Below are 22,839 nucleotides of genomic sequence, written 5' to 3' on the forward strand. Positions count from 1 at the left end.
TACTTATACAACAGGTTCGTCTGTACCCCATTGTTTTTTCTCTTTTTTGTGTAGCTGTCCATCTGATTTTTTCATTTCACGAATTTTTAATGAATACCAAATTTGAGCTGCAATACAGATTGATGAATACATACCTGTAATTAAACCGATTAATAACGCGATAGAGAAGTTTTGAATAGATGGTGCACCAAAAATTAATAGGGACACAACGACGATAATAACTGTTAACACAGTATTAACAGAACGTCCCATTGTTTGACGGAGCGATTTATTCACAATATTCGCCAATACTTCACGGTCAGTAATCGTGTCATATTGATCTAAGTTTTCACGCATACGGTCAAAGGTAACGATCGTATCATTAATGGAGTAACCAACAATCGTTAACACAGCCGCAATGAACGTTATATCCACTTCTAAACGCATGAAGCTAAAGACAGCAACGATGAGGAATACGTCATGCAGTAGTGACACAATTGCGCCAATACCCATGCGCCATTCAAAGCGAATTGCCACATAAATAATAATCCCTATTGCTGCAAGGGCTAATGCTTTAATGGCATTTTTCACAAGTTCCTTACCTACTGTAGGTGAAACAGTACTTACAGTTGGTTTATGGCCATATTTCTCCGTTGTTTCTTTTTGGAATTTCAAAATATCCGCTTGTGATAAATCAGTTTTATATCGTACAACTGCAGAATTGCTCTTTTCTCCTGAAAGAACAATATCGTCAGAAGGAAAACCGATACTATCTACATATTTTTCAACTTCCTCTTTTGTCAACGATTGTTCTGCCTCAATTTGAACACGTGTTCCGCTCGAGAAATCGATACCTAGGTTTAGACGGAAAATACCCAGAACGACTAGACCTGCCACTAAAATAGCTAATGAGAATGTATAGAATTTCTTACGGTTGTGAACAAAGTCAAAGCGATCAAATTTCGTTGATAAATCTAATGTACCAATGTTTTCATCCAGACTATGCTGTTTGGACTTCGCAATTCCAAACCATGCTGAACTGTTGAAATAGCCACTGTTAACAAGTAGACCTAATAGGACACGTGAGCCCCATACCGCTGTTAAGAAGCTTAACAAGATACTAATGATTAATGTTGTTGCAAATCCTTTTACAGAGCTTGTCCCGAAATAGAAAAGAACACCTGCTGCTAATAATGTAGTCAACTGTGCATCGACAATGGCCGATAATGATTGTTTAGAACCAAGCTGGAAGGCTTGTTTCACAGAATAACCTACACGCAGCTCTTCCCGAATACGTTCTGCCGCTAAAATATTAGCGTCTACTGCCATCCCGATCCCAAGGACAATGGCTGCAATACCTGGCAGCGTTAATACTGCATTAATCCAATCAAATACCACCAATACTAGGAATGTGAAAATAGCTAATGTGATGATGGAAATAAAGCCAGGTAAACGATAGTAGAATAACATGAACAAGAAGATGATTACTACCCCGATAATACCTGCTAAAATAGTACTTTTCAGTGCTTCATCACCGAATTGTGCACCAACAGATGTTGAATAAATTTCATCAAGCTTCACAGGTAATGCCCCTGCATTTAAAATACCTGCTAAATTTTTTGTTTCATCAACAGAGAAGTTACCGCTAATCATAACGTCTGTTGTATTTAATGTTTGATTAACTGTTGCAGCCGATGCATAGCGAGGCTTCGCTTTTTGTGACTCAGCTTTATAGGAGTCAACACCCTCTTCAAAGTCTAACCATACAACCAGTAAATTTTGGCCTGCAGGTTTCGCCGCAATTTTACTTGTGATATCAGCAAATTTTTTCGCATCTTTTAATTTAAGCGATACAATTGGACGATTTTGTTGGTCAAAGGAAGCACTTGCTCCATTTTCCTTTAAATCATCTCCATCTAGTAATAAATTGTCATCCACATCGCGGAATGTTAAATTCGCAGACGTAGACAATAACTTACGTGCAGACTCTTGGTCCTCAACACCTGCTAACTGCACACGAATACGATTTTCTCCCTCAACCTGAATGCTTGGTTCACTTACCCCAATCGCATTGACACGGTTGCCTAGAGCTGTTGCCGTAGCTGTTACAATTTCCGGTGTGATTTTTTGTCCTTCTTTTAATTCATTCACCTCATAAAGCACCTCAAACCCGCCCTGTAAATCAAGACCAAGCTTAATGTCCTTTAAGACGCCGTTTACAGTCGTACTAATACCTGCTGCCAATAGCACGATAATCAGTAGGAATGCAACTATACGACTTTTTAGTTTCATCAATAAATCCTCCTCGAATTGGTGTAAGGGCTGTCCTTACACGCCAAACAAGTAACTTGCAAACCTTTTGAAACGTTTAATCCTCCTTTTCATCTAGAATTGTGTTACCTTGCTTCAAAAAGGTTGCATACTTATTTCAATCGTTCATAACGCGCAAGTTTTTCTTTGTATTATTAGGTACTAGCCTCCAAGCTTAAGTAAAGCTAAAAAAGACTTATGTAAGTAAGAACTTATTCAAAATAAAAAAAGCGCAACACACTTATTATGAAACAGGTTGCGCTTGGTGTCAATTCAACACATTAAGGATTCTATGAATTGTTGTAAAATTTGACACATCATTGATTACGTTTTGACTGGACCAAGCAGTAATTGCAATTCTTCATTATTGACTTCTTCAAACCAATTATTACTTTGTAAAAACTCTACTTGATTAAATGAGACGATATCAGATGGTGATACCGCAAAAATAGTAGAAATAACTTCATGTAACCGTAGCTGTTCAACCTTCTTTTTACGCCATTTTTTTTCAACACAGTAACGCCAAAGTTCTTCCGCTGTAATGGCATCATATTGATAATACTTAAACTCTGCTATCTTACTATCAATTGCCGGACGAATTTTTTCAAATAGCTGCTCATACTGCATACTCATTTTGAATCATCTCCAATCAAAGTCGTAACGTAAGACATGCTTGCATACAAATAGTGTAAATGAATTTTTGCGGCTTGAGAAGGGACGGATGGCATGAGTTCTTTTGTACGGGGTACATTATTTTTAATGTTTGTCATTTTTTTATCTAAACTTTTTGGCTTCTTTTATAGAATGCAATTTATGCGTATTGCTGGTGAAGAGGCAGTCGGCATTTATATGACCGTCTATCCTGCATTTATTTTCTTCATCTCACTCATTCAACTTGGACTACCTATTGCAGTTGCTAAAATCGTAGCAGAATTACTAGCAAAAAATAAACGTGAAAGCATATTTGGTGTCATGCGTACTGCCATTCTTTGGTCATTTATTGGCATGATTGTATTTATGCCACTCGTTGCACTCACAATACCATATATTTCGACGACGCTATTACATAATGAACAGACTACATTTACGCTATGGATTGCTCTCTTTGCAGTACCTGTATCAGTTGGATCTGGTTTATTACGTGCTTATTTACAAGGTGTAGCTAAAATTACCCCAACAGCTTGGGCACAAATGATTGAGCAAGTTGTTCGTATTAGCTTTATTACACTAATGCTTCCTTATGTGGCCAACTTTAATAATGCTGCTGTGACAGCTGCGGCAGCAATGGGGATTACTCTTCTTGCGGAAGTTGTAGCCTTCCTTTATTTATGGCTGCATTATATCGTCTCCAAAAAGAGATTATTAACACGTAAAACTAAAATCGAAGGGTATCCTGCGTCTCCAATGCTTCGGATAGCGCTACCCTCCGCAGGCAGTAAGCTGTTTGGATCGTTCACTTGGTTTTTGGAACCGATTATCTTTTTAAAAGCTTTAACTGTGGCCGGCCTAACAGCATCGGCAGCCACAATTCTTTACGGTGTCATCTCAGGTGTTTTGGTGCCATTACTGCTATTCCCTGCGTTTGTGTCAACAGCATTATCGATTGTCCTCATTCCTGCTGTTAGTGATGCTGTTGCTCGTCAACATATACCACTACTACAGGAGCGAATTTCGGTCTCACTAAGATTATCTTCCTTAGTAGGCTGCTTTGCAGCTACGTATTTCTTTGTCCATGGTGATGAATTGGCTATGAAGCTCTTCCATTTAGAAGAAAATCGTGGGTACGTAAAAATTTTAGCACCTATTTTTTATTTTTATTATATTCAAAGCCCACTGCATTCCATTTTGCAGGCGATTGGAGAAGCTCGAGCGGCTATGATGAACTCCATCTATGGTGGACTGGGTAAACTATTTGTAATGTTTGTACTTGCCTCACAACCTGGTATACAGGAAAAAGGCGCCGTTGTAGCAATTGGCTTTGGTGTTTTATTAACATCCTTCTTGCACATCGCAACTGTTAGACAAAGAAAAAATTTACGTGCTGGCTTTAGGATGTTCATCGTACCATATAGTTGCTTTATTGCCGTATGCGTAGCACAGTATTTCCTTATCCCAATATTGTCCTTACCATTTATTTTGAGTAGCTGTGTTACATTATTTTTACTTTTTACTTTTTTATTAGTGAGCAACCAGCTACGGATAACAGATTTCCGCTACATCCGAAAATTAGCAAAAAAAGTTTAAGTTTCTTTTAATTGGATGTGTAACTTATTGTCTTCCCAAATACAAAAAAATACAGTTTCACTATCTGTAATATTATTTTTAGCTAGCTCACCCTTTAACCATTCAACATCTTTATGCATAGTGAATAAATGTCTTTCCTGAATATCACCGTCAATTATCAGTGGATACACGAATGATTTTTCATCTTTTTTGTAGACCGAAAGATTGCCTGAAGGCTCTAAATACGCAAATGCAACATCTGTCACAGAGGCAATTCCATTTTCTCGTAATTGCTGACATAAATCATCTAAATTATAGCGGTGTTTTCGCATTTCACTCTCTAAAATAACACCGTCCTTTATTAATAAAGCTGGATCACCATCGACTAAGTCACGAATTCTCTTGAACTTTAACGATAAAAAGGCACTTAATATTTGAATAAAAAGCAAGATGATAATAGGTAGAATGGCATTAAAAAGAGGATTTTTATAATCATCTAGCGCAAAAGCAGCCACCTCTGCAATTAAAACAAAGACAACCAAATCAATGACTGATAATTCTCCTACTTCTCGTTTGCCCATCAATCGAAAAACAATGATGATAAACACATATAAAAAACAAGTTCTAAAAATAATATGGAAATACTCTTCCATAGAAACACCCCCATACTATCAAGGTGACCTTACTCATTGTTTTTTATACAGGTTTATAGTCCGATGTCACTGAAAAAAGTGATTTGCAACGAATAGTCCTTAAAAGAAGGTAAACAATATAAAGAGCCAAATACTTAAAACAAACAAGGTGAGAACATGACAAGGAAAATAATTGTTGTCGTTTTTGTTTATATAGTTCTGTTCACTTATCCTTTTCCCATCCATGGATACCAAGAACAGAAAATACCCGTTCTTATGTACCACCATTTAGCGGAGAATATAAACAACAATACAGTTATTTCACCCAATAATTTTGAAAATCAAATAAAAGCACTTAAAGCAGAGGGTTATCATGCTATTTCAGTGCAAGAATTGTACGATTACTTCAATAATCACATAAAACTACCTGAAAAGCCTATATTGATTACATTCGATGATGGCTATCTCAGCAATTACGAAAAAGCCTATCCTATTTTGAAAAAGTATGACATGCATGCAGAAATCTTTGTGATTGCAAGCCGGATTGTTCATACAAAGAATGACTACCCAAAGGAAATTGCCAAGATGAATTGGGATCAATTAAATGAAATGCAAGATTATATAACCATTCAAAGCCATACATGGGACTCTCATTATAAATTAACTTCAAAAAATGGAAGAGTATATGGGGCAATTTACGGTCCAAGCTATATAAATGGACAACTAGAAAGTCAGCAACAATTCGAAGAAAGAGTTCGTCATGATTTACTTTACTCAAGACAAATAATTAAAGAAAAATTAGGCTATGAGCCTATCGCTATTAGCTATCCGTACGGTAATCAATCTCCAGCTACCATTCAAATAGTAAAGGAGGCTGGTTTTAAAATGGGCTTTGTGATTCAAAATAAAAGTGTCAGAATGGGCGATGATTTATTTACGCTAAGTAGAATAACTGTAAATGGACATGATACAGGTCCTGAGTTAATTCATAAATTAACTACGCAATGAAATAATACGAAGAAAGCAGGAAGGTTCGGCGTCCCTTCTGCTTTCCAATTATAAGAAAAGGCTTACAACATAGCTATTGCCTATTGTAAGCCTTTTTCTTTAATTACTTATTGTCATTGATTTTCATTGACAACTCGTCCAATTGCCTGACGGTCAAATTTCACACGTACATTGTCAGCAATTTTTAATGTCACTGCAGTGTCCTCAATTGCATCGATGACACCATGTAGACCACCAATTGTAATGACTTTATCTCCACGTTGCAAACTATTTTGCATATTTTGAGTTTGCTGCTGTCTTTTTTTAGCTGGACGGATTAAGATAAACCACATTGCAACGAACATTAATAATATTGGTGCTAATCCTATTAATTGATCCATACTACATCTTGCCCCCTTTCTAAATCTCACTTTTTTAGTATAGACTATTCCACCTGCAAAAAGCGATGGACATGCCCAAAAATTTTCTCAATTACTAATATTTTTTCTATGATTGACAATATTTTGCTAGAAATATTCACTTTTTACAAAGTTTTGAATAACTTTTCCTAACTATAGCTCTTAGTTGACGTTATTACGCCAAAGCGAATTACTTAAAAGTTTTTCGCATTTGGGCCATTAAAGCCATATTTTTCAAAGAATTCCTCACGGAAATCACCAAGACGGTCTTGACGAATTGCCTCACGTACTTGTTCCATCAATTTTAATAGGAAATGTAAATTATGATAAGTTGTTAAACGAATTCCAAACGTTTCTTCTGTGCGAATAAGGTGGCGAATGTAGGCACGAGAATAATTTTTACATGTATAGCAATCACAGTTTGGATCTATTGGGCCAAAGTCACGTGCATATTTGGCATTTTTCACTACTAGACGTCCCTCAGAGGTCATTAGTGTACCATTACGTGCAATACGTGTTGGCAGTACACAGTCAAACATATCAATTCCACGAATAGCTCCATCAATTAAAGAGTCTGGTGAGCCAACCCCCATTAAATAACGTGGTTTATTTTCAGGCATCATTGGTGTTGTGAATTCTAAAACTCTGTTCATCACATCTTTCGGCTCACCAACAGATAAACCACCAATTGCGTAACCTGGGAAGTCTAATTCTACTAAGGCTTCTGCCGAACGGCGGCGTAAATCCTCGTACTCCCCGCCTTGAATGATACCAAATAAACCTTGGTCTTCTGGACGCTTATGTGCTTCTTTACAGCGTTTTGCCCAACGAGTTGTACGATCGACTGATTGCAACATGTATTCATGTGTTGCAGGATATGGTGGACATTCATCGAAAGCCATCATAATGTCAGAGCCTAAATCATTTTGAATTTCCATTGCTTTTTCTGGACTTAAAAATAATTTATCTCCATTTAGATGGTTACGGAAATGAACGCCTTCCTCTTCAATTTTACGGAATTGGCTTAGTGAGAACACTTGGAAACCACCTGAATCCGTTAGAATTGGACGATCCCAGTTCATAAATTTATGAAGTCCCCCTGCTTCCTTGACAATATCATTACCTGGTCGTAGCCATAAATGGTACGTATTGGACAAAATGATCCCTGCATTCATTTCTTTTAATTCTTCTGGGGACATTGTTTTAACTGTTGCTTGTGTCCCTACAGGCATAAATGCTGGTGTTTCAAAGGAGCCATGTGGTGTATGCACGATACCAAGACGAGCTCCTGTTTGTTTACAAGTATGAAGTAATTCATATCGAATTGCTGGTTGTGTCATAAAATAAAAAATCCTCTCTTATCTGAAGTAAAAACAGTACTTCGATTTAATCCCCGATTATTTTTTCGGACGTATAAACATCGCATCCCCAAAACTGAAGAAGCGATATTTTTCCTCTACAGCTTGTTGATAGGCGCTTAAAATGGTTTCGCGTGTGGCTAGTGTACTAACAAGCATGACAAGCGTTGATTTTGGTAAATGGAAATTGGTAATTAACCCATCTACCACCGTGAAGTTGTAGCCCGGATAAATGAAAATTGATGTCCAACCCTGTTCAGCCCGCACTTCGCCATCGTATTTAGAGCCAATCGTTTCTAATGTTCGTGTAGAGGTTGTCCCAACAGCTATTACCTTACCACCGTTACGCTTTACACGATTAATTGTGTCTGCTGCTTGTTCGGTAACACTATAAAATTCAGCATGCATTTCATGGTTTTCAATTGAATCTACACTCACTGGACGGAAAGTACCAAGTCCTACATGTAATGTGATAAAGACTACTTCTACACCTTTAGCTTTCACTTGCTCTAATAATTGCTCTGTCCAATGCAGTCCTGCTGTAGGCGCTGCAGCTGAGCCACGTTCTTTGGCATAAACTGTTTGGTAACGATCCTTGTCCCCTAGTTTTTCACGAATATATGGAGGCAACGGCATCTCACCAAGCTGTTCTAATATTTCATAAAAGATTCCATCGTAATGAAATTCAAATGTACGTCCGCCATGTTCAAGCTCACCCGTACAAGTCGCTGACAATAAACCATCTCCAAATGTGATAGTTGTCCCTACCTTTACACGCTTCGCTGGTTTTACAAGTGTTTCCCACTCATCTGTACCAGCTAATTGCTTCAATAGCAATACTTCTATATGTGCACCTGTTTCTTCTTTGACGCCCATTAAGCGAGCAGGTAAGACTCTTGTATCATTTAATACAAGACAGTCTCCTGCATGTAGCTCATCTAAAATATGAGCAAAATGGTGGTGCTCTACTTTATTGGAACCAGGTGTTACGACCATTAATCGACTTGCTGTACGATCGGCTAATGGTGTTTGGGCAATGAGCTCCTCTGGTAATTCAAAATCAAAATCTTCTACACGCATGAAAAAAACTTCCTTCTATTATGTTTGTTGGGGATATTCATATCCAAAATGTTCGTAAGCTAAATGTGTGGCTACTCTTCCACGTGGTGTACGCTGAATTAGGCCAATTTGCATCAAATAGGGCTCATATACATCCTCTATCGTAACCCTTTCCTCACCAATTGATGCAGCAAGTGTATCTAAGCCCACTGGACCTCCTCGGAAGCGCTCAATCATGTTCGTGACAAGTTTATGATCAATATGATCAAGACCCCTAGGATCGACTTGTAACAGTTCTAGCGCTTGCTGTGCAAGTCCCTCCGTTATCATACCATCTCCAAGCACTTGTGCATAATCTCGCACTCGTTTCAATAGACGATTGGCTATTCGGGGGGTTCCACGTGAACGCCTCGCCATTTCCATTGCCGCTACTTGCTCAATTTCCACTTCAAATAAATGAGCACTGCGCACCACAATTTCTGCAAGAGAACGATCATCGTAATATTCTAATCGTAGTAAAACTCCAAAACGGTCTCTTAGAGGGGCAGATAAGGCGCCAGCTCTTGTTGTAGCACCTACAAGGGTAAAGGGAGGTAAATCAAGTCGAACTGAACGTGCTTCTGGACCTTTCCCAACCACAATATCTAAACAGAAGTCCTCCATTGCTGGATATAACACTTCTTCAATGGCACGGGGGAGTCGATGAATTTCATCAATAAATAAAACGTCCCCAGGCTCTAGTGAACTTAAAATAGCTGCTAAATCTCCTGGACGCTCAATCGCTGGTCCACTTGTCATACGGACATTGACATTCATCTCATTCGCGATAACAGCAGCTAATGTCGTTTTCCCAAGTCCTGGAGGCCCATATAACAGCACATGATCTAAACTTTCTTGGCGAAGCTTTGCTGCTTCAATGAATATTTGTAAATTTTCCTTTACTTTATGCTGCCCAATATACTGTGCTAGTCTTTGTGGGCGTAAAGATAATTCAAATTGCTCATCATAGCTTCCTGCCTCACTTGCCATCATACGTTCAGACATGTACCTTCCCTCCTTTTCTTATTTTAATTTTAACAGTAGTTGCAGTGCTTGTTTCATAAAGGCATCTGTCGTCTCAAGCTTGTCATTATCCTCAAGCTGTGGTCGAATTTTTTCGAGCTCCTTTTCAGAATAACCAAGTGCCATTAAGGCAAGTATGGCTTCTTCTAGTTCATGTTTATAAGGATTGACACCAAATAACGGTAGCTCATCTTCTGTACTAGGTAACTCTATTGTATCTAATAGAGAGCCTAGCTTACCTTTTAAATCTAGTATCATTTGACGAGCTGTTTTCTTCCCTACTCCAGGGAACTTTACTAAAAACGCCTCGTCTTCCCGTTCAATCGCACTAATAACCTGTTGCGGGTTGCCTGTAGCTAGAATAGCTAGAGCCCCCTTTGGTCCTATACCAGATACTAAAATTAGCTTTCTAAACAGTTCTCGTTGATCTAGATTAGGGAAACCATATAAAACCTGTGCATCTTCTCGAACATGCAAATGAACGTATATCTGTTGTTCAAGAGCAGATGCTCGAAACGCAAACGGGTTAGGGGTATTAAGTTGCCAGCCAATACCCTGTTGTTCAAGTACAATATATTCTGGTGTAATACGAGTAATTTGTCCTTTTAAATAATCATACATCCATAATCCCTCACAATCATCGTCTTCGATTATAGCATATAGCGAACGAATGCTCGACAAAAAGTAGTATGAAAAGCGTTGCTCTCAGACAAAAATGACCGCCAAATGACGGTCATTTCTTGACAAATCTATCAATATCGTACCACAGTTTTGGCCAATAGGTGAGGGCTCGTTTTGTAAATGGCACTAAATAATCTAAAAATACTAGCTGTTGCTCTAATGGTAAATCCACTGCAAAAAGCCATTCACGTAATAATTCATTCGGATATTTCAAACGATGGAGCTTTCTTTTATCCAATCGCTTCAGCTCCGGTAATTCAGCAAAAACCTTTGCAAGGTCATAATCGACAGCTGGTAATACCCGATGCAACCATAAAATATATTCATCATCCGCTTCTCCAAGATGTGCTAAATCAAAATCAATTAAACGCAATTGTCCATCAGAGCACCATAAAAAATTATGATGGACAACATCCCCATGTAAGAGTGTGATGTCTTTTTCTGGTACATCCTCTAGTGCAATCAATTGTAGCGATTTATCGCTGTAGTGCAAAATTTGATCTATTTCTTCTTTTGTTAGAAATGCTCGAAACTCATTTCTTCTACTTTTAAAACGCATATGACGCATTTGCCACTTTAAAAGTTGTGAGTAGGTATGCAAGCCTGGCACTCGCTGCCAAGCAATTTTTTTATGTGTATCATGTAAAGCAATTAATAATTTAAGAGATTCCTTACGATCCTTTTTATGTGCAAAGTTAGCGCCATGACTTCCCTCTTGCCAAACTTGCACAATTAATTGCTCATCATCGCTTTGGACTATTGGTAAAATGAGAGAAGGCTCCAATCTTCCTAACTGGCGATGAATAGCTCTCACCTTCTCCGCAATTTCCACTTGCTTTGCTCGTTTAACAAAATAATTATTCGATTGATACTTATATTTCCAAATATTTGGCTTTACCTCTTCTACTATATACGCTTTTTCACCATCGATAAGGCGTCATCCCGCCTGGGAAATAGTGCGGTGACATCCATGGTCCTGCTCCTGATGGGCACGGCGGTTGACATTGGCAAGGATCCATTTGCCAATTAGGCATCATCATTGGTTGGTTATGACAACCACAGTCTGGCATTGGCATTGGTTTTGTACCACAGCCACAAGATTGACCCATATTCATGTCTGGCATTGGCATTGGCATCGGCATTGGTTGGCTACCACAACCACAAGATTGGCCCATATTCATATCAGGCATCCCCATATTCATATTAGGCATCATATCAAATTGTGGTTTCATTTGCTCATTATGAGTAGGGAAAAACGGTGACGTAGATTCTAAAAAGTCTTCCATCCCCCCAACCTTATGATCTGGCATATCATAGGACATCGGTGGCTGTGGCATCGCATAATGCTCTACCTGTGGCTGCATCTGCATTGGCCACCACATTTGATGATGATAAATCGGCTGGTGACAACTTGAGCAATGTGGTACAACAGGCATTTGTGGCATGATATGCATTGGTGGCTGTGGTGCTGGTTGTGGCACGGGCATTGGCTTTGGTTTTGCTACTGGTGGTGGTGGCGGTGTAGGTGCTGGCGGCGGAGGTGGCTGTATTTGTACGGGTGGTGGAGTAACAGTTTGTTCTACTTGTGGCATTACCACTTGTTGGTGCCAATTCATTTCCACAGGCTGCGGTACCCACATCGGTTGTTGGGGCATCTGCATTGGCATTGGCATTGGTATTGGTATTGGAATCATTTGTGGTTCTGGCATTGGCATAGGAGCTGGTGGTGGTGGTACAATCGGCGGTGGCGGTGGCATCGGTCGTTGTACCTCCTTTTTAGGGCTTTCCTTTGTCGGTGTCTCCTTATGCACTTGTGTTTCCTTTTTCGGCATTTCTTTATGTGAATCTCTATGCGGCTCTTTGTTTATTTTTTCAGGCAATATAATCTCCATGCCTGGAACAATATAGTCTGGGTTGGCAAGATGGACATTGAGCCGCTTCAAATCTTCAAACGAAATGCCGTACTCTTTCGCAATCTTCCACAATGTGTCTCCCTTTTGAACAATATGAATACGCAATTTTTTCCTCCCTTCCTCTCTACGTATCATATGTTCAATGTTTCATTTGGATACAAAAATTTCAGCAAGTTAGAAATGCTTCATGGTACACTTAATCATAAGGAATGCGGATTCCTTTACTATGAGCAGAGGTGAACTCTTATGAAAAAAATGTTAGGCGAAGAACGCCGACTGCAACTATTAACACAATTAAAAAAAAGTAAAACTCCTATAACTGGGACAGACTTGGCTAAGTTTGCTAATGTTTCTAGACAAGTGATCGTCAATGATATGACTTTATTAAAGGCAAGAAATGAGCCCATTATTGCAACGAGTCAGGGCTACCTTTATATGCATCAGGAACATTTACAGCAAACTGTTGAACGCACTCTCCCTTGTTTGCATACCTCTGATCAAACAGAAGATGAATTAATGACGATTGTTGATTGTGGTGGTACAGTGAAAAATGTCATTGTCGAGCACCCAATATACGGAGAACTCATAGCATCGATTATGGTATCTAACCGTCATGAAGTGAAACAATTTATAGAACGTGTTAACGAAACACAGGCAAATTATTTATCAGCTCTCACAGGCGGCATTCATTTGCATGTTATTACTGCACCTTCTGTTGAGGTATTAACTTTGATTGAACAAGCTCTAGAAAAAAAGGGATACTTAGTGCAAGATCAATAAATAAAAAAGCACCGTCTGGGATATCATGTCAAACGGTGCTTTGTGTTTTATTGTAGGTATAGTCTAGCCTTCTCTCCGCGGGTACCCCCATCATATTAGGAGAGGAATCTTTGTCGTTGAGAAGGTGTTGGCAAAAGACATTCACTTTTCTGACCGAATAAACGATAGCGATATTTGGCAAATAGGCGGTATAGCGCATTGCGTATAAATGGTGGCACGAGGATGAAAAGATACAAGCAAGGCCACAGCCTATCTAATTTCTTACATATTTTTAGAGCAGCTGTTGATTCAAAAAAAACTTGCCCATGTTCAATAAGAATCACACTATCTATATTCTTTGAAATATTGAACTGCGCTAGTAGGTTTTGGCCAAAATCACTTTGAAGTGAGGCAAATTGAAAATAGCCAGCTTGATCACGCTTAATAATAAATTGAACCGTGCTATCACAAAAATTACAGACACCATCAAATAAAATGATCCCACCCATCACATTTCCTCCTTATCGTTACTCTGCATCGTCTGAAGTTAAATAAGTAAAGTAGGTACCCAGTGACTTGACCTTACAGCCTAGGGCAGCAAGCTCTTCCATTGCCCCACGCATCATCGGTTCTTTTTCATCTGCTAATACATCAATCATGAAGAAATAATCGCCTAAACCTGTTTTAAGTGGACGTGATTCAATTTTACTTAAATTCAGTTGACGCCAGGCAAAAACAGAAAGCACCTGATGTAACGCCCCTGAACGATCAGTCGGCAATGTTATCATAAATGTCGTTTTTGCTTGCCCCTCTGATAGCTCTTGTGGCAAGCGTTTATTTTGTTTAGACAATACAAAGAAGCGTGTATGGTTAAAATGGAAATCATGGATATTCGACTCCACTATTTCAAGGCCATACTTTTCCGCTGCCGCCGCATTACCGACTGCCGCTATACATTCTTCTGGGTTTTCAGATACATATTTTGCTGCAGCTGCAGTTGAAGTAGTTTGATGTAATGGTACATGACTGAAACGATAAAATAAATATTTATGACATTGTGCAAGCGCATGAGGATGGGAATAGACACCCTCGATCGATTGCCAATGATCCTTCTGCGCTTTATTGACCATTAAATGTTGCTGGATTTTAAGGAGTAATTCACCAGTCACATACAGTGTTGCCTCATGGAATAAGTAATCTAATGTTAACGTTACAGAACCTTCTAAGGCATTTTCTAAAGGTACGACAGCTAAATCAACCTTTCCCTCTGCGACAGCCTCAATACATTCTGGAATCGTTGCGCATGGTATAAGCCACTCATTTGGAAAAGTAGCCTTTGTTGCTAAGTATGTAAATGATGCTTCTGGTCCTAAATAGGCAATTCGATTTTCCCATTGTTGCTTTGTCATTGCAAATACCTCCTTTATGGCACAATAAGGAGCAGTCCCTCCTGTGCAATCACTGTTGGGACAGCTCCTTATTTGAGCTTTGTTATCGTATTTTTTACCTATAGACTTATTCAATACGATAATTGTCATTTTTATCAAAAATTAAAGGCTTTGAACACTACAATACTTATAATGCACCAGAACTAATCACTTCTGCTGATTCAACAAAATCTAAGCGTTTTAATTGCTGGATGAGATCATCAAGGTCACAGGTCATGCTCGTTACATCCAATGATAATGTAACATTAGCACGACCCTGAATAGGGATTGTTTGATGAATTGTCAATACATTACAATGTGTAATGGTCACCGTTTCTAAAAGCTTGGCAAGTGTTCCTTTTCTATCTTGAAGCTGTAAAAAGACTGTTAAAATGCGTTCCTGCACAATTGAATGAAAAGGAAAAACCGCATCACGATATTTGTAAAACGCACTTCGCGATAAATCCACCTGCTTTACCGCATCCCAAATGGAGGATACTGAACCACTTGATAGTAGGTGTTTCGCCTCCAAAGTTTTTTGCATTGCATCCGTTAAAACATCCTCACGAACTAAATAATATCGCTGATTCGCAACATTCTTCATACGCTTCCCCCTAAAACTCATGTCTTAATCGACAAATTCAAATTCAAACTCTTGTAGGCGTACTGTATCGCCATCTTGTGCTCCACGTTCTCGAAGAGCCTCGTCCACACCCATTGCACGCAATTGTCGAGCAAAACGACGAATTCCATCTTCACGGCTAAAGTCTGTCATTTTAAATAAACGTTCAATCGCATAACCACTAATAATAAAGGTACCATCATCATCACGAGTAATTTCGAAATCTTCGCCTTTTGCTTCATGCTTGTACATGACTGTTGCCTCTGATTGCTCCTCTAAGTCATCATATAGAGGGAATTCAGGCGTTACTTCTAATAGATCCGCAATGGCAAATAGAAGCTCTTTTAACCCTTGACGTGAAATAGCAGAAATCGGGAAGATTTGTACTTCCTCTCCGACCTTTTGGCGGAATTCCGCTAAGTTTTCTTCTGCATCTGGCATATCCATTTTATTGGCAACAATAATTTGTGGACGCTCTGTTAAACGAAGATTATATTGTTTCAGTTCTTCATTGATTGTTAAATAATCCTCATACGGATCGCGGCCTTCCATTCCTGACATATCAATGACATGAACAATAACCCGTGTACGCTCAATATGTCTTAAAAATTGATGGCCTAATCCTACCCCTTCGTGTGCTCCTTCGATTAGCCCCGGTAAATCTGCCATCGCAAAGCTTCGGTGATCATCTGTTTCAATCATCCCTAAATTCGGTACAATGGTTGTAAAATGATAAGCACCAATTTTTGGTTTAGCTGCAGAAACAACAGATAAAAGCGTTGATTTACCAACACTTGGGAAACCTACTAACCCTACATCTGCTAAAACTTTTAACTCTAATATAACATTTAATTCTTGTCCTGGCTCACCTTTTTCAGAAAGTTCTGGCGCTGGGTTAGCAGGTGTGGCAAATCTTGAATTCCCACGGCCACCGCGTCCTGCTTTTGCAATAATAGCTCTTTGTTGGTGCTCGACTAAATCGGCAATGACAGCGTTCGTTTCCTCATTGATAACCACTGTTCCTGGTGGCACTTTAATAATTAAATCATCAGCATTTTTACCATGCATGCCTTTACTCATCCCATGTTCACCACGAGGAGCCTTAAAATGGCGTTTGTAACGGAAGTCCATTAATGTACGGAGACCTTCGTCTACTTCAAATACTACATTACCACCATGTCCACCATCGCCACCTGCTGGACCACCATTGGGTACATATTTTTCACGACGAAAGGCTACCATACCGTCTCCGCCGTCGCCACCTTTAACATAAATTTTTACGTGATCGACAAACATTTAGTTCACTCCCTATTTGCACTCAAGACATATTGCCAGCGCGTATTTGACTGCTCAATTGTTTGAATGTCGAATTGTTTCAAACCTTTTTCGGTGAATGCATCAGCACTCCATAACCCATTTAGCGTGAATGTCACGGCAAATGTATGATCGTCAACACGTACATCAAGCGTTAGGATCTGCTCTGTAAACGGATCTAATGTATCATAAACATGCAAAACTGTTTTGTTTAAATAATCTACAACTTCCTGATCAATATCATTGGTCACAGGCTTTTTTATCTCACCGCTTAGCTTCCATGCTAATGATGGATAACGCCATCCTGCTGTTTGTAGCCATTCTATTGTTTGTGGTAATTGTAGTCGATTGAGGATAGAAAACACTCTTAGTTGTTCTGAATAATGCTGAATAAGTTCCTTTGTTTCATCAATTCTACCTAAATCTAAATTCATGCGAATCAGTTGCAGTTGATTCACATAATCATGATTTGCAAAACGTAATACTTCACTAATGGTTAGTGATTGATTGTTCATCCCATTCACTCCAATAAAGTTATCCTTACTAGTATAACAAGTTTTGCTGTAATTTTCCCTAATTCTTTATTCAATTATGCCTTAGCATAATATGTTTCGATTGGAAGTTAACGTGATAAACTACATTCTTCTCATCACCTATAGAAGAGGGAGACTTCTGTACCTGTTACTATGCTTTCATAAAAACATGTACTAAAAGTCATTGAAATTTAGCCAAAAAAAGGACTGCAATAAATGCAGTCCTCCGCTTTATGTTATCTTATAAAAGATTAAGCTTCTTGTGTTGCTGGGTATACAGATACTTGTTTGCGATCGCGACCTAAACGTTCGAATTTCACAACGCCGTCAACTTTAGCAAATAGTGTATCGTCACCACCACGACCTACGTTTGTACCTGGGTAAATTTTTGTACCGCGTTGACGGTAAAGAATTGAACCACCAGTTACGAATTGGCCATCAGCACGTTTAGCACCAAGTCGTTTAGACTCAGAGTCACGTCCGTTTTTAGTAGAACCAACCCCTTTTTTCGATGCGAAAAGTTGAAGGTCTAATGCTAATAATAATTTCATCGAGTTCCACCTCCTACTTGGTTGTAGTTGATTTGGATGTATTGTCCGTAATTTTGCACCATAGAATACACTTGGGCAGTCATTACTTGAACAATTAACTGTAGTTTTGCATCTATTTCAGGCTCTAAATCTAATGGTAAATCTACCTTCAGATAGCCTCCACCTTCAGCTGCTTGTTCGATTTCTGGTTGAATCTGTAATAATGCATAAATAGCATTGACTGTACCAATGGCAATAGTCGACGCTCCTGCACATACTAAATCTTTGCCAGATTCATCGTAACCAGCATGTCCTGAAAATTCGAATGCTGACACATGTCTATTTTCATCGTGATGAATCGTAACTTGTATCATTCGCTACACCTCACAATTAAGCGTTGATTGCTTCAACTACTAATTTTGTGTAAGGTTGACGGTGACCTTGTTTACGACGGTAGTTCTTTTTAGCTTTCATTTTGAAAACAACGATTTTTTTCGCACGGCCTTCTTTCACAACTTTAGCTGTTACAGTAGCGCCTTCTACGAATGGAGCGCCAACTTTAACGTTTTCGCCACCTACGAATAAAACTTTATCAAAAGTTACAACCTCGTCAGCTTCTACGCCTAATTTTTCAACATAGATTTCTTGACCAGCTTCTACTTTGATTTGTTTACCACCAGTTTCAATAATTGCGTACATTTTACTGCACCTCCTCTTAGACTCAGACTCGCCTGTTTAATAAAGGTGATCCTATCAGATACTTAAACCTTTCCAGAGCGGTTGTAGTAGCACGGGTGCTACAAACAATAACATTAAAATATTACCACATGATTTATTTTAAGTCAATCTATTCATAACATATTTTTCAAAGGCTATTCGATATTTTCGATAATGCCATTCTTTCCATGCTTGAAGCCAAATAAATAAAATGATAATTGCTAAAAAAATAGATTGTGGCAAAAAAAGCAACGTGATGAATAAAAGTATAGTCGAAACGATGAAGGATAGCCAATAATAACTTTCCACCAACTGAGCTCTTGGGTGATGTAAAAAGAGCCAGGCTAAAAATATTCTCCCCCCATCTAACGGTATGATAGGAACAATATTTACAGCCAATAACACTAGTTGCACGCTTATAAGTCTAGTAGCAAGTAGTTCAGGCATAAAAAAAGCGAGGCCAATCCCAATAATGGTAGCGATTGGTCCTCCTAATGCAATCCATAGGAGTGACGACGCTTGCACAACCGCTGGATTTTCAAATTGAATTTCTCCCCCATATGGTGTAATGACGCATGATTTCACCTTGACACCGCACAATAATGCTGCAATTAAGTGCCCTGCCTCGTGCCATAACAATGAAAATAATATAATGGCGTAATAAGCTAATTGCCCACTCAAAATCATGACAAACACAAGAGGGATGCACAGAAGATGTAATTTAATCTTCATTGGTCTCCGTCATTTCGAGCCATTGTACAATTTGCTCTAAATCGTAATGGGTATCTCCCTTTTCAATGGAAAGATAAAGTTGACCCGCTTCTTTCATGCCAATTAAATCATTTGCTTGAATAGATGTATAAGGTAGTTGTGCTAAACTATCTAGCATCCCATAAGATACTGTTGTACCATCTTCGTAACTAATGGTCATGGTCTTACCTGTATACTTTGTATGTCCAGTAAAAACAACTAAGCCTGTCTGACCAGCATAGACTGGCAAACCTACATCATACTGCAATAAATAGCCTTCTTTAAAAACTTGGGCGTTGGCAAATGTTAAAAGATCTGCTTGCCCTACATCACTAGATACCATGATCGTCTCTTTTTCACTTTCGAACCAGCTTTGCCCGAGCTCACTTAAATACGTTAAATCAGCAGAGGTTGTCACAAGCTTCCGAACAGGTGTATCCACTACACCCTGATCCTCTAAACGAATTACAAGCATAATTGCTGCCACAAGTAATATCGTGACGAACCATTTCCATTTTTTAAACAAGCTCTCATCCTTTTTTCCACACTATATGAGATTGCATGTCCAAACATGCACAAGAAAAAACCTTCTCGTACAATTGCACGAAAAGGTTTTAATTTATTTTGAAAATAGCGCTTTAAGTTTAGAAAACATTCCTCTTTGCTCGTCTTGAATAGCCATCAAAGGCACCGATTCACCTAAAATACGACGAGCGATATTTCGATAGCCTAATGATGCTTTATTGGATGGGTCCATGACGATTGGCTCCCCTTTATTTGAAGAAGAAATTACTCCTTCACTATCTACAATAATACCTAATAAATCAATAGATAGATGGGTTGTAATTTCATTGACATCCAATGTGTCACCGCTCTTCATCATATGTTGTCGTATACGGTTAATGATTAGTTTAGGTGCTGTAATTTCCTCTTGCTCAAGTAAACCGATAATTCGATCCGCATCACGAACAGCAGAAATCTCAGGTGTTGTGACAACAATCGCATGATCTGCACCAGCAACGGCATTACGATAGCCTTGTTCGATACCAGCAGGACAGTCAATTAACACATAATCATAATCTCTTTTCAATTCCTCTACTAAGCTCTTCATTTGCTCTGGGGTAACAGCATTTTTATCTGTTGTTTGAGCAGCAGGTAATAAAAATAGTTTTTCATCTACGCGCTTATCCTTAATTAATGCTTGGTGAATTTTGCAGCGTCCTTCCACCACATCAACTAGGTCATAAATAATACGATTTTCTAGGCCTAAAATTACATCTAAATTACGCAGGCCAATATCTGTATCGACTAAACATACTTTTTTACCTTGTAGAGCCAATGCAGTCCCAAGGTTAGCCGTTGTCGTTGTTTTACCGACACCGCCTTTACCTGAAGTTATGACGATCGCTTCTCCCACACTAGCTTCCTCCCTTAGACACATTTAACAATGGTCGAATATTTTTTAAGGCATGAATTTGATCGTACGTAATCCGTCCATCGTAGCCAATAAAAGCACAAGTCATTTCTGCTTGATTCATCGCTTTTACATGTTCATCTGACATTGCCTGAGCTTGATCGGCAATCATGATATGTGTGGCTTCGAATCGAGATGCCGCAATGATGGCTTCTTTATTACCATGCACGCCTGCATGTGCAATCCCTTTCAATTTACCTAGGACATATACATTACCACCAGCCTCTACACGACCATTCGGATTTACATTTCCAACGATGATAATGTCTCCTGACGAACGCAGAATTTGTCCTGATCTGACCACGCCAATATATGTATCTTGTTGACTTTCAATCATTTTCTGGTTGCTTTCATGGACAGTCAGTACTTCACTTTGCACCTTTGATACAATAAGTTGCTCTGTTTCTTCGACAATTTTGATCAATTCATTAATTTGGTCATCAGTACAGTATCGATAGCCTAAGTATAATTGTACATCTACTTTACCATCGATACCGCCTTCTAAAACTTTTTTCTTTAATTCTTCCACTAACTCGCCATACGCACATTGGTCGTCTAGGCGTAGTACAAAACCGTCCTTCGTTCCCTTCATATTAACTAACTGTTTTTTCATGAATGCCTCACCTCACGTTGTTCTTTATTAAGAAACTTCACGTGCTCTCTGTAAGACACGCGCATTAATTAGATATTTGAAGGCCCAACCAAGAATCATTAAAAATAAAGCATTGGCAATGATTGTTGGCAATAGTCGTGAACGTAAGAAATCCGCTAAAGGTATTGCTGTAAAATCGATTAAGAAGAAGAATTGATAGAGTATAAATTCTAAAATTGCTACTAGAACAACTGAAATTGTCGTTGTCACAACTAAGTGCTGATGTATAACTTTCACGATAGACCCTGCTAAAAAACAAATAAGTGGATAAAGTACTGAATATAATCCAATAATATCAATGTAAAAGACATCATACAAGACACCAAAAAAAAGTCCATACATTACCGCACGTTGACGGCTGTAATAGATGGATATAAAAATTAAATATAAGATTAAAAAACGCGGTATCAGATAATAGACTTCCCCTTTAATTTCAATTGGGGAAAGCATGGCAAACTCTGGTTCTACTAAGAACAGTAAAACCGCCACAGAGGGAATGAGAAATCGAACCATCACTCCGCCTCCTCTTTATTCGCCTCTGGCGGATTCGATAAATCCTTATTTGTTGCATTGCCATCTGAGCCATCAATAGCTGTTGACGTACGCTTTGCAATCACGACATGCTCTAAAATTGAAAACTCAGCAGATGGTTTGACATAAGCCATTTTCGTTAAGCCATGATCATCTGTACTAACTTCTGTAATTTCTCCAATCGGGACACCTTTAGGGAAAATTCCACCAAGCCCTGAAGAAACTACTTGCTCGCCTTCCTTAACCTTCATGCTAGAATCGATTCGCTTCATAATGAGTTCATTACGTTCTTCATCAAAGCCCTCGATTAAACCGTATGCTTCTTTTTCTCCTAACACCATCGCAGATACACGATAGTTTGGATTATTTGTATATAAAAGCTCTACCTCAGATGTGAAAGGTGTTACTAGTGTAATCTTACCAACTAGTCCTTTCGCCGTCATAACTGCCATATTCTTTTGAACTCCATGAGAAGACCCTTTATCTAAAATAATTTTCTCTTCCCATTGGTCAGGATTTCTAGCAATCACTGTTGCATGAATTGGATTAAATGCTTTTAAGCTCTCAGTTTTACCCAATAGCTCTCGAAGCTTGCTATTCTCTGATTTTAAATCCGTAGCCTCAGCTTGTACAACTGCAAAATCTTCTAAGCGTGCTTTTAAACGTTTATTTTCTTCGTACGTGTTTAAGAGGGAGTCAATATTATTAAAAATGCCATTAATATAATTTGCCGGCTTCGCAACAATTGATTGTGCGACGCCGACAGTATCTTTAATAATTTGCTCTGGTAAAGTTGCATTCGTCCGATCACGTAATGAGAAGCTAATCAATGCCACAAGAAATACCATGCCTACGAGCAGCAAAATTACTTTCTTATTGAAAAAAAAGTGTGGCATTGCCTAAACCC

The 22,839-nt window shown here is 38.8% G+C and carries 27 protein-coding genes and 1 other annotated feature; of the genes, 3 read left to right on the forward strand and 24 right to left on the reverse strand.

The window, feature by feature from the left end; genetic code table 11:
• Nucleotides 1-3: 3 nt before the first annotated feature.
• Both secDF and OU989_RS15530 read right to left on the reverse strand, forming a co-directional pair.
• Entirely contained in the window at nucleotides 4-2,271 is a 2,268-nt protein-coding gene (gene secDF, locus OU989_RS15525) for a protein translocase subunit SecDF (protein WP_274793916.1), read from the reverse strand.
• 342 nt (nucleotides 2,272-2,613) lie between these two features.
• Complete coding sequence (locus tag OU989_RS15530; RefSeq protein WP_274793917.1) at nucleotides 2,614-2,922, reverse strand: post-transcriptional regulator; 309 nt, start codon at nucleotides 2,920-2,922, stop codon at nucleotides 2,614-2,616.
• Nucleotides 2,923-3,015: 93 nt separating this feature from the next.
• Here OU989_RS15530 and OU989_RS15535 point away from each other — a divergent pair, with 93 nt between their 5' ends.
• Nucleotides 3,016-4,533 carry a putative polysaccharide biosynthesis protein gene (locus tag OU989_RS15535; RefSeq protein WP_274793918.1) on the forward strand — a complete coding sequence of 506 codons (1,518 nt, stop codon included), beginning with the start codon at nucleotides 3,016-3,018 and terminating at the stop codon, nucleotides 4,531-4,533.
• Here the strand turns inward: OU989_RS15535 and OU989_RS15540 are convergent.
• Complete coding sequence (locus tag OU989_RS15540) at nucleotides 4,530-5,165, reverse strand: DUF421 domain-containing protein (RefSeq protein WP_274793919.1); 636 nt, start codon at nucleotides 5,163-5,165, stop codon at nucleotides 4,530-4,532. The two genes, OU989_RS15535 and OU989_RS15540, sit on opposite strands and share 4 nt — an antisense overlap.
• Before the next feature lie 156 nt (nucleotides 5,166-5,321).
• On the opposite strand from OU989_RS15540, the gene OU989_RS15545 reads away from it, so the two are divergent.
• Nucleotides 5,322-6,152: a polysaccharide deacetylase family protein gene (locus tag OU989_RS15545; protein ID WP_274793920.1), complete on the forward strand. Its 831-nt coding sequence runs from the start codon at nucleotides 5,322-5,324 to the stop codon at nucleotides 6,150-6,152.
• A gap of 113 nt (nucleotides 6,153-6,265) precedes the next feature.
• Here OU989_RS15545 and yajC read toward each other — a convergent pair whose 3' ends face one another.
• The 7 genes from yajC to OU989_RS15580 form a co-directional block, all read right to left on the reverse strand.
• Nucleotides 6,266-6,532 carry a preprotein translocase subunit YajC gene (yajC, locus tag OU989_RS15550; RefSeq protein ID WP_274793921.1) on the reverse strand — a complete coding sequence of 89 codons (267 nt, stop codon included), beginning with the start codon at nucleotides 6,530-6,532 and terminating at the stop codon, nucleotides 6,266-6,268.
• Nucleotides 6,533-6,744: 212 nt separating this feature from the next.
• Nucleotides 6,745-7,890: a tRNA guanosine(34) transglycosylase Tgt gene (gene tgt, locus OU989_RS15555; RefSeq protein ID WP_274793922.1), complete on the reverse strand. Its 1,146-nt coding sequence runs from the start codon at nucleotides 7,888-7,890 to the stop codon at nucleotides 6,745-6,747.
• Between the two features lie 57 nt (nucleotides 7,891-7,947).
• On the reverse strand, nucleotides 7,948-8,988 hold the full coding sequence (gene queA / locus OU989_RS15560) for a tRNA preQ1(34) S-adenosylmethionine ribosyltransferase-isomerase QueA (protein ID WP_274793924.1): 1,041 nt from the start codon (nucleotides 8,986-8,988) through the stop codon (nucleotides 7,948-7,950).
• A gap of 18 nt (nucleotides 8,989-9,006) precedes the next feature.
• On the reverse strand, nucleotides 9,007-10,011 hold the full coding sequence (ruvB, locus tag OU989_RS15565) for a Holliday junction branch migration DNA helicase RuvB (RefSeq protein ID WP_274793925.1): 1,005 nt from the start codon (nucleotides 10,009-10,011) through the stop codon (nucleotides 9,007-9,009).
• Between the two features lie 18 nt (nucleotides 10,012-10,029).
• Nucleotides 10,030-10,650 (reverse strand): Holliday junction branch migration protein RuvA, encoded by a 621-nt coding sequence (gene ruvA, locus OU989_RS15570; protein ID WP_274793926.1) that lies wholly within the window; start codon nucleotides 10,648-10,650, stop codon nucleotides 10,030-10,032.
• A 112-nt stretch (nucleotides 10,651-10,762) separates the two neighbouring features.
• Nucleotides 10,763-11,641, reverse strand: a complete 879-nt coding sequence (locus OU989_RS15575) for an aminoglycoside phosphotransferase family protein (protein ID WP_312506780.1) — start codon at nucleotides 11,639-11,641, stop codon at nucleotides 10,763-10,765.
• Nucleotides 11,631-12,728, reverse strand: coding sequence for a LysM peptidoglycan-binding domain-containing protein (locus tag OU989_RS15580; protein WP_274793927.1), 1,098 nt, complete (start codon nucleotides 12,726-12,728; stop codon nucleotides 11,631-11,633). The genes OU989_RS15575 and OU989_RS15580 overlap by 11 nt, the downstream gene beginning before the upstream one ends.
• Nucleotides 12,729-12,869: 141 nt before the next feature.
• On the opposite strand from OU989_RS15580, the gene OU989_RS15585 reads away from it, so the two are divergent.
• Nucleotides 12,870-13,403 carry a transcription repressor NadR gene (locus tag OU989_RS15585; RefSeq protein ID WP_274793928.1) on the forward strand — a complete coding sequence of 178 codons (534 nt, stop codon included), beginning with the start codon at nucleotides 12,870-12,872 and terminating at the stop codon, nucleotides 13,401-13,403.
• A 95-nt stretch (nucleotides 13,404-13,498) separates the two neighbouring features.
• On the opposite strand, the gene OU989_RS15590 is transcribed toward OU989_RS15585, so the two are convergent.
• From OU989_RS15590 to mreC, 14 genes are all read right to left on the reverse strand, one after another.
• Nucleotides 13,499-13,891, reverse strand: a complete 393-nt coding sequence (locus OU989_RS15590) for a thiol-disulfide oxidoreductase DCC family protein (protein ID WP_274793929.1) — start codon at nucleotides 13,889-13,891, stop codon at nucleotides 13,499-13,501.
• Nucleotides 13,892-13,909: 18 nt separating this feature from the next.
• Complete coding sequence (gene pheA / locus OU989_RS15595) at nucleotides 13,910-14,791, reverse strand: prephenate dehydratase (protein WP_274793930.1); 882 nt, start codon at nucleotides 14,789-14,791, stop codon at nucleotides 13,910-13,912.
• Nucleotides 14,792-14,957: 166 nt separating this feature from the next.
• On the reverse strand, nucleotides 14,958-15,413 hold the full coding sequence (locus OU989_RS15600; protein ID WP_004226679.1) for an ACT domain-containing protein: 456 nt from the start codon (nucleotides 15,411-15,413) through the stop codon (nucleotides 14,958-14,960).
• Nucleotides 15,414-15,437: 24 nt separating this feature from the next.
• On the reverse strand, nucleotides 15,438-16,727 hold the full coding sequence (obgE, locus tag OU989_RS15605; RefSeq protein ID WP_274793931.1) for a GTPase ObgE: 1,290 nt from the start codon (nucleotides 16,725-16,727) through the stop codon (nucleotides 15,438-15,440).
• A 5-nt stretch (nucleotides 16,728-16,732) separates the two neighbouring features.
• Nucleotides 16,733-17,260, reverse strand: coding sequence for a Spo0B domain-containing protein (locus OU989_RS15610; protein WP_274793932.1), 528 nt, complete (start codon nucleotides 17,258-17,260; stop codon nucleotides 16,733-16,735).
• A gap of 269 nt (nucleotides 17,261-17,529) precedes the next feature.
• The gene (gene rpmA, locus OU989_RS15615; RefSeq protein ID WP_024363181.1) at nucleotides 17,530-17,829 is read right to left on the reverse strand and encodes a 50S ribosomal protein L27; all 300 of its coding nucleotides are present in this window, start codon (nucleotides 17,827-17,829) and stop codon (nucleotides 17,530-17,532) included.
• Nucleotides 17,826-18,182, reverse strand: coding sequence for a ribosomal-processing cysteine protease Prp (locus OU989_RS15620; RefSeq protein WP_274793933.1), 357 nt, complete (start codon nucleotides 18,180-18,182; stop codon nucleotides 17,826-17,828). The genes rpmA and OU989_RS15620 overlap by 4 nt, the downstream gene beginning before the upstream one ends.
• A 16-nt stretch (nucleotides 18,183-18,198) precedes the next feature.
• Nucleotides 18,199-18,507, reverse strand: coding sequence for a 50S ribosomal protein L21 (rplU, locus tag OU989_RS15625; RefSeq protein WP_274793934.1), 309 nt, complete (start codon nucleotides 18,505-18,507; stop codon nucleotides 18,199-18,201).
• 14 nt (nucleotides 18,508-18,521) lie between these two features.
• Nucleotides 18,522-18,600, reverse strand: a sequence feature (ribosomal protein L21 leader region).
• Between the two features lie 45 nt (nucleotides 18,601-18,645).
• Entirely contained in the window at nucleotides 18,646-19,257 is a 612-nt protein-coding gene (locus OU989_RS15630) for a zinc metalloprotease (RefSeq protein ID WP_274793935.1), read from the reverse strand.
• Nucleotides 19,247-19,801: a peptidoglycan DD-metalloendopeptidase family protein gene (locus OU989_RS15635; protein WP_274793936.1), complete on the reverse strand. Its 555-nt coding sequence runs from the start codon at nucleotides 19,799-19,801 to the stop codon at nucleotides 19,247-19,249. The genes OU989_RS15630 and OU989_RS15635 overlap by 11 nt, the downstream gene beginning before the upstream one ends.
• A 93-nt stretch (nucleotides 19,802-19,894) precedes the next feature.
• Nucleotides 19,895-20,692 (reverse strand): septum site-determining protein MinD, encoded by a 798-nt coding sequence (minD, locus tag OU989_RS15640; RefSeq protein ID WP_274793937.1) that lies wholly within the window; start codon nucleotides 20,690-20,692, stop codon nucleotides 19,895-19,897.
• A gap of 1 nt (nucleotide 20,693) precedes the next feature.
• Nucleotides 20,694-21,362 carry a septum site-determining protein MinC gene (minC, locus tag OU989_RS15645; protein ID WP_274793938.1) on the reverse strand — a complete coding sequence of 223 codons (669 nt, stop codon included), beginning with the start codon at nucleotides 21,360-21,362 and terminating at the stop codon, nucleotides 20,694-20,696.
• A 27-nt stretch (nucleotides 21,363-21,389) separates the two neighbouring features.
• Nucleotides 21,390-21,914, reverse strand: a complete 525-nt coding sequence (mreD, locus tag OU989_RS15650; RefSeq protein WP_274793939.1) for a rod shape-determining protein MreD — start codon at nucleotides 21,912-21,914, stop codon at nucleotides 21,390-21,392.
• A complete protein-coding gene (gene mreC, locus OU989_RS15655) occupies nucleotides 21,914-22,828 on the reverse strand; it encodes a rod shape-determining protein MreC (protein ID WP_274793940.1) in 915 nt (304 codons plus the stop codon). Before mreC ends, mreD begins: the two co-directional genes overlap by 1 nt.
• Nucleotides 22,829-22,839 lie beyond the last annotated feature (11 nt).

The organism is Lysinibacillus irui (genome assembly GCF_028877475.1).
Lineage (GTDB): Bacteria > Bacillota > Bacilli > Bacillales_A > Planococcaceae > Lysinibacillus > Lysinibacillus irui.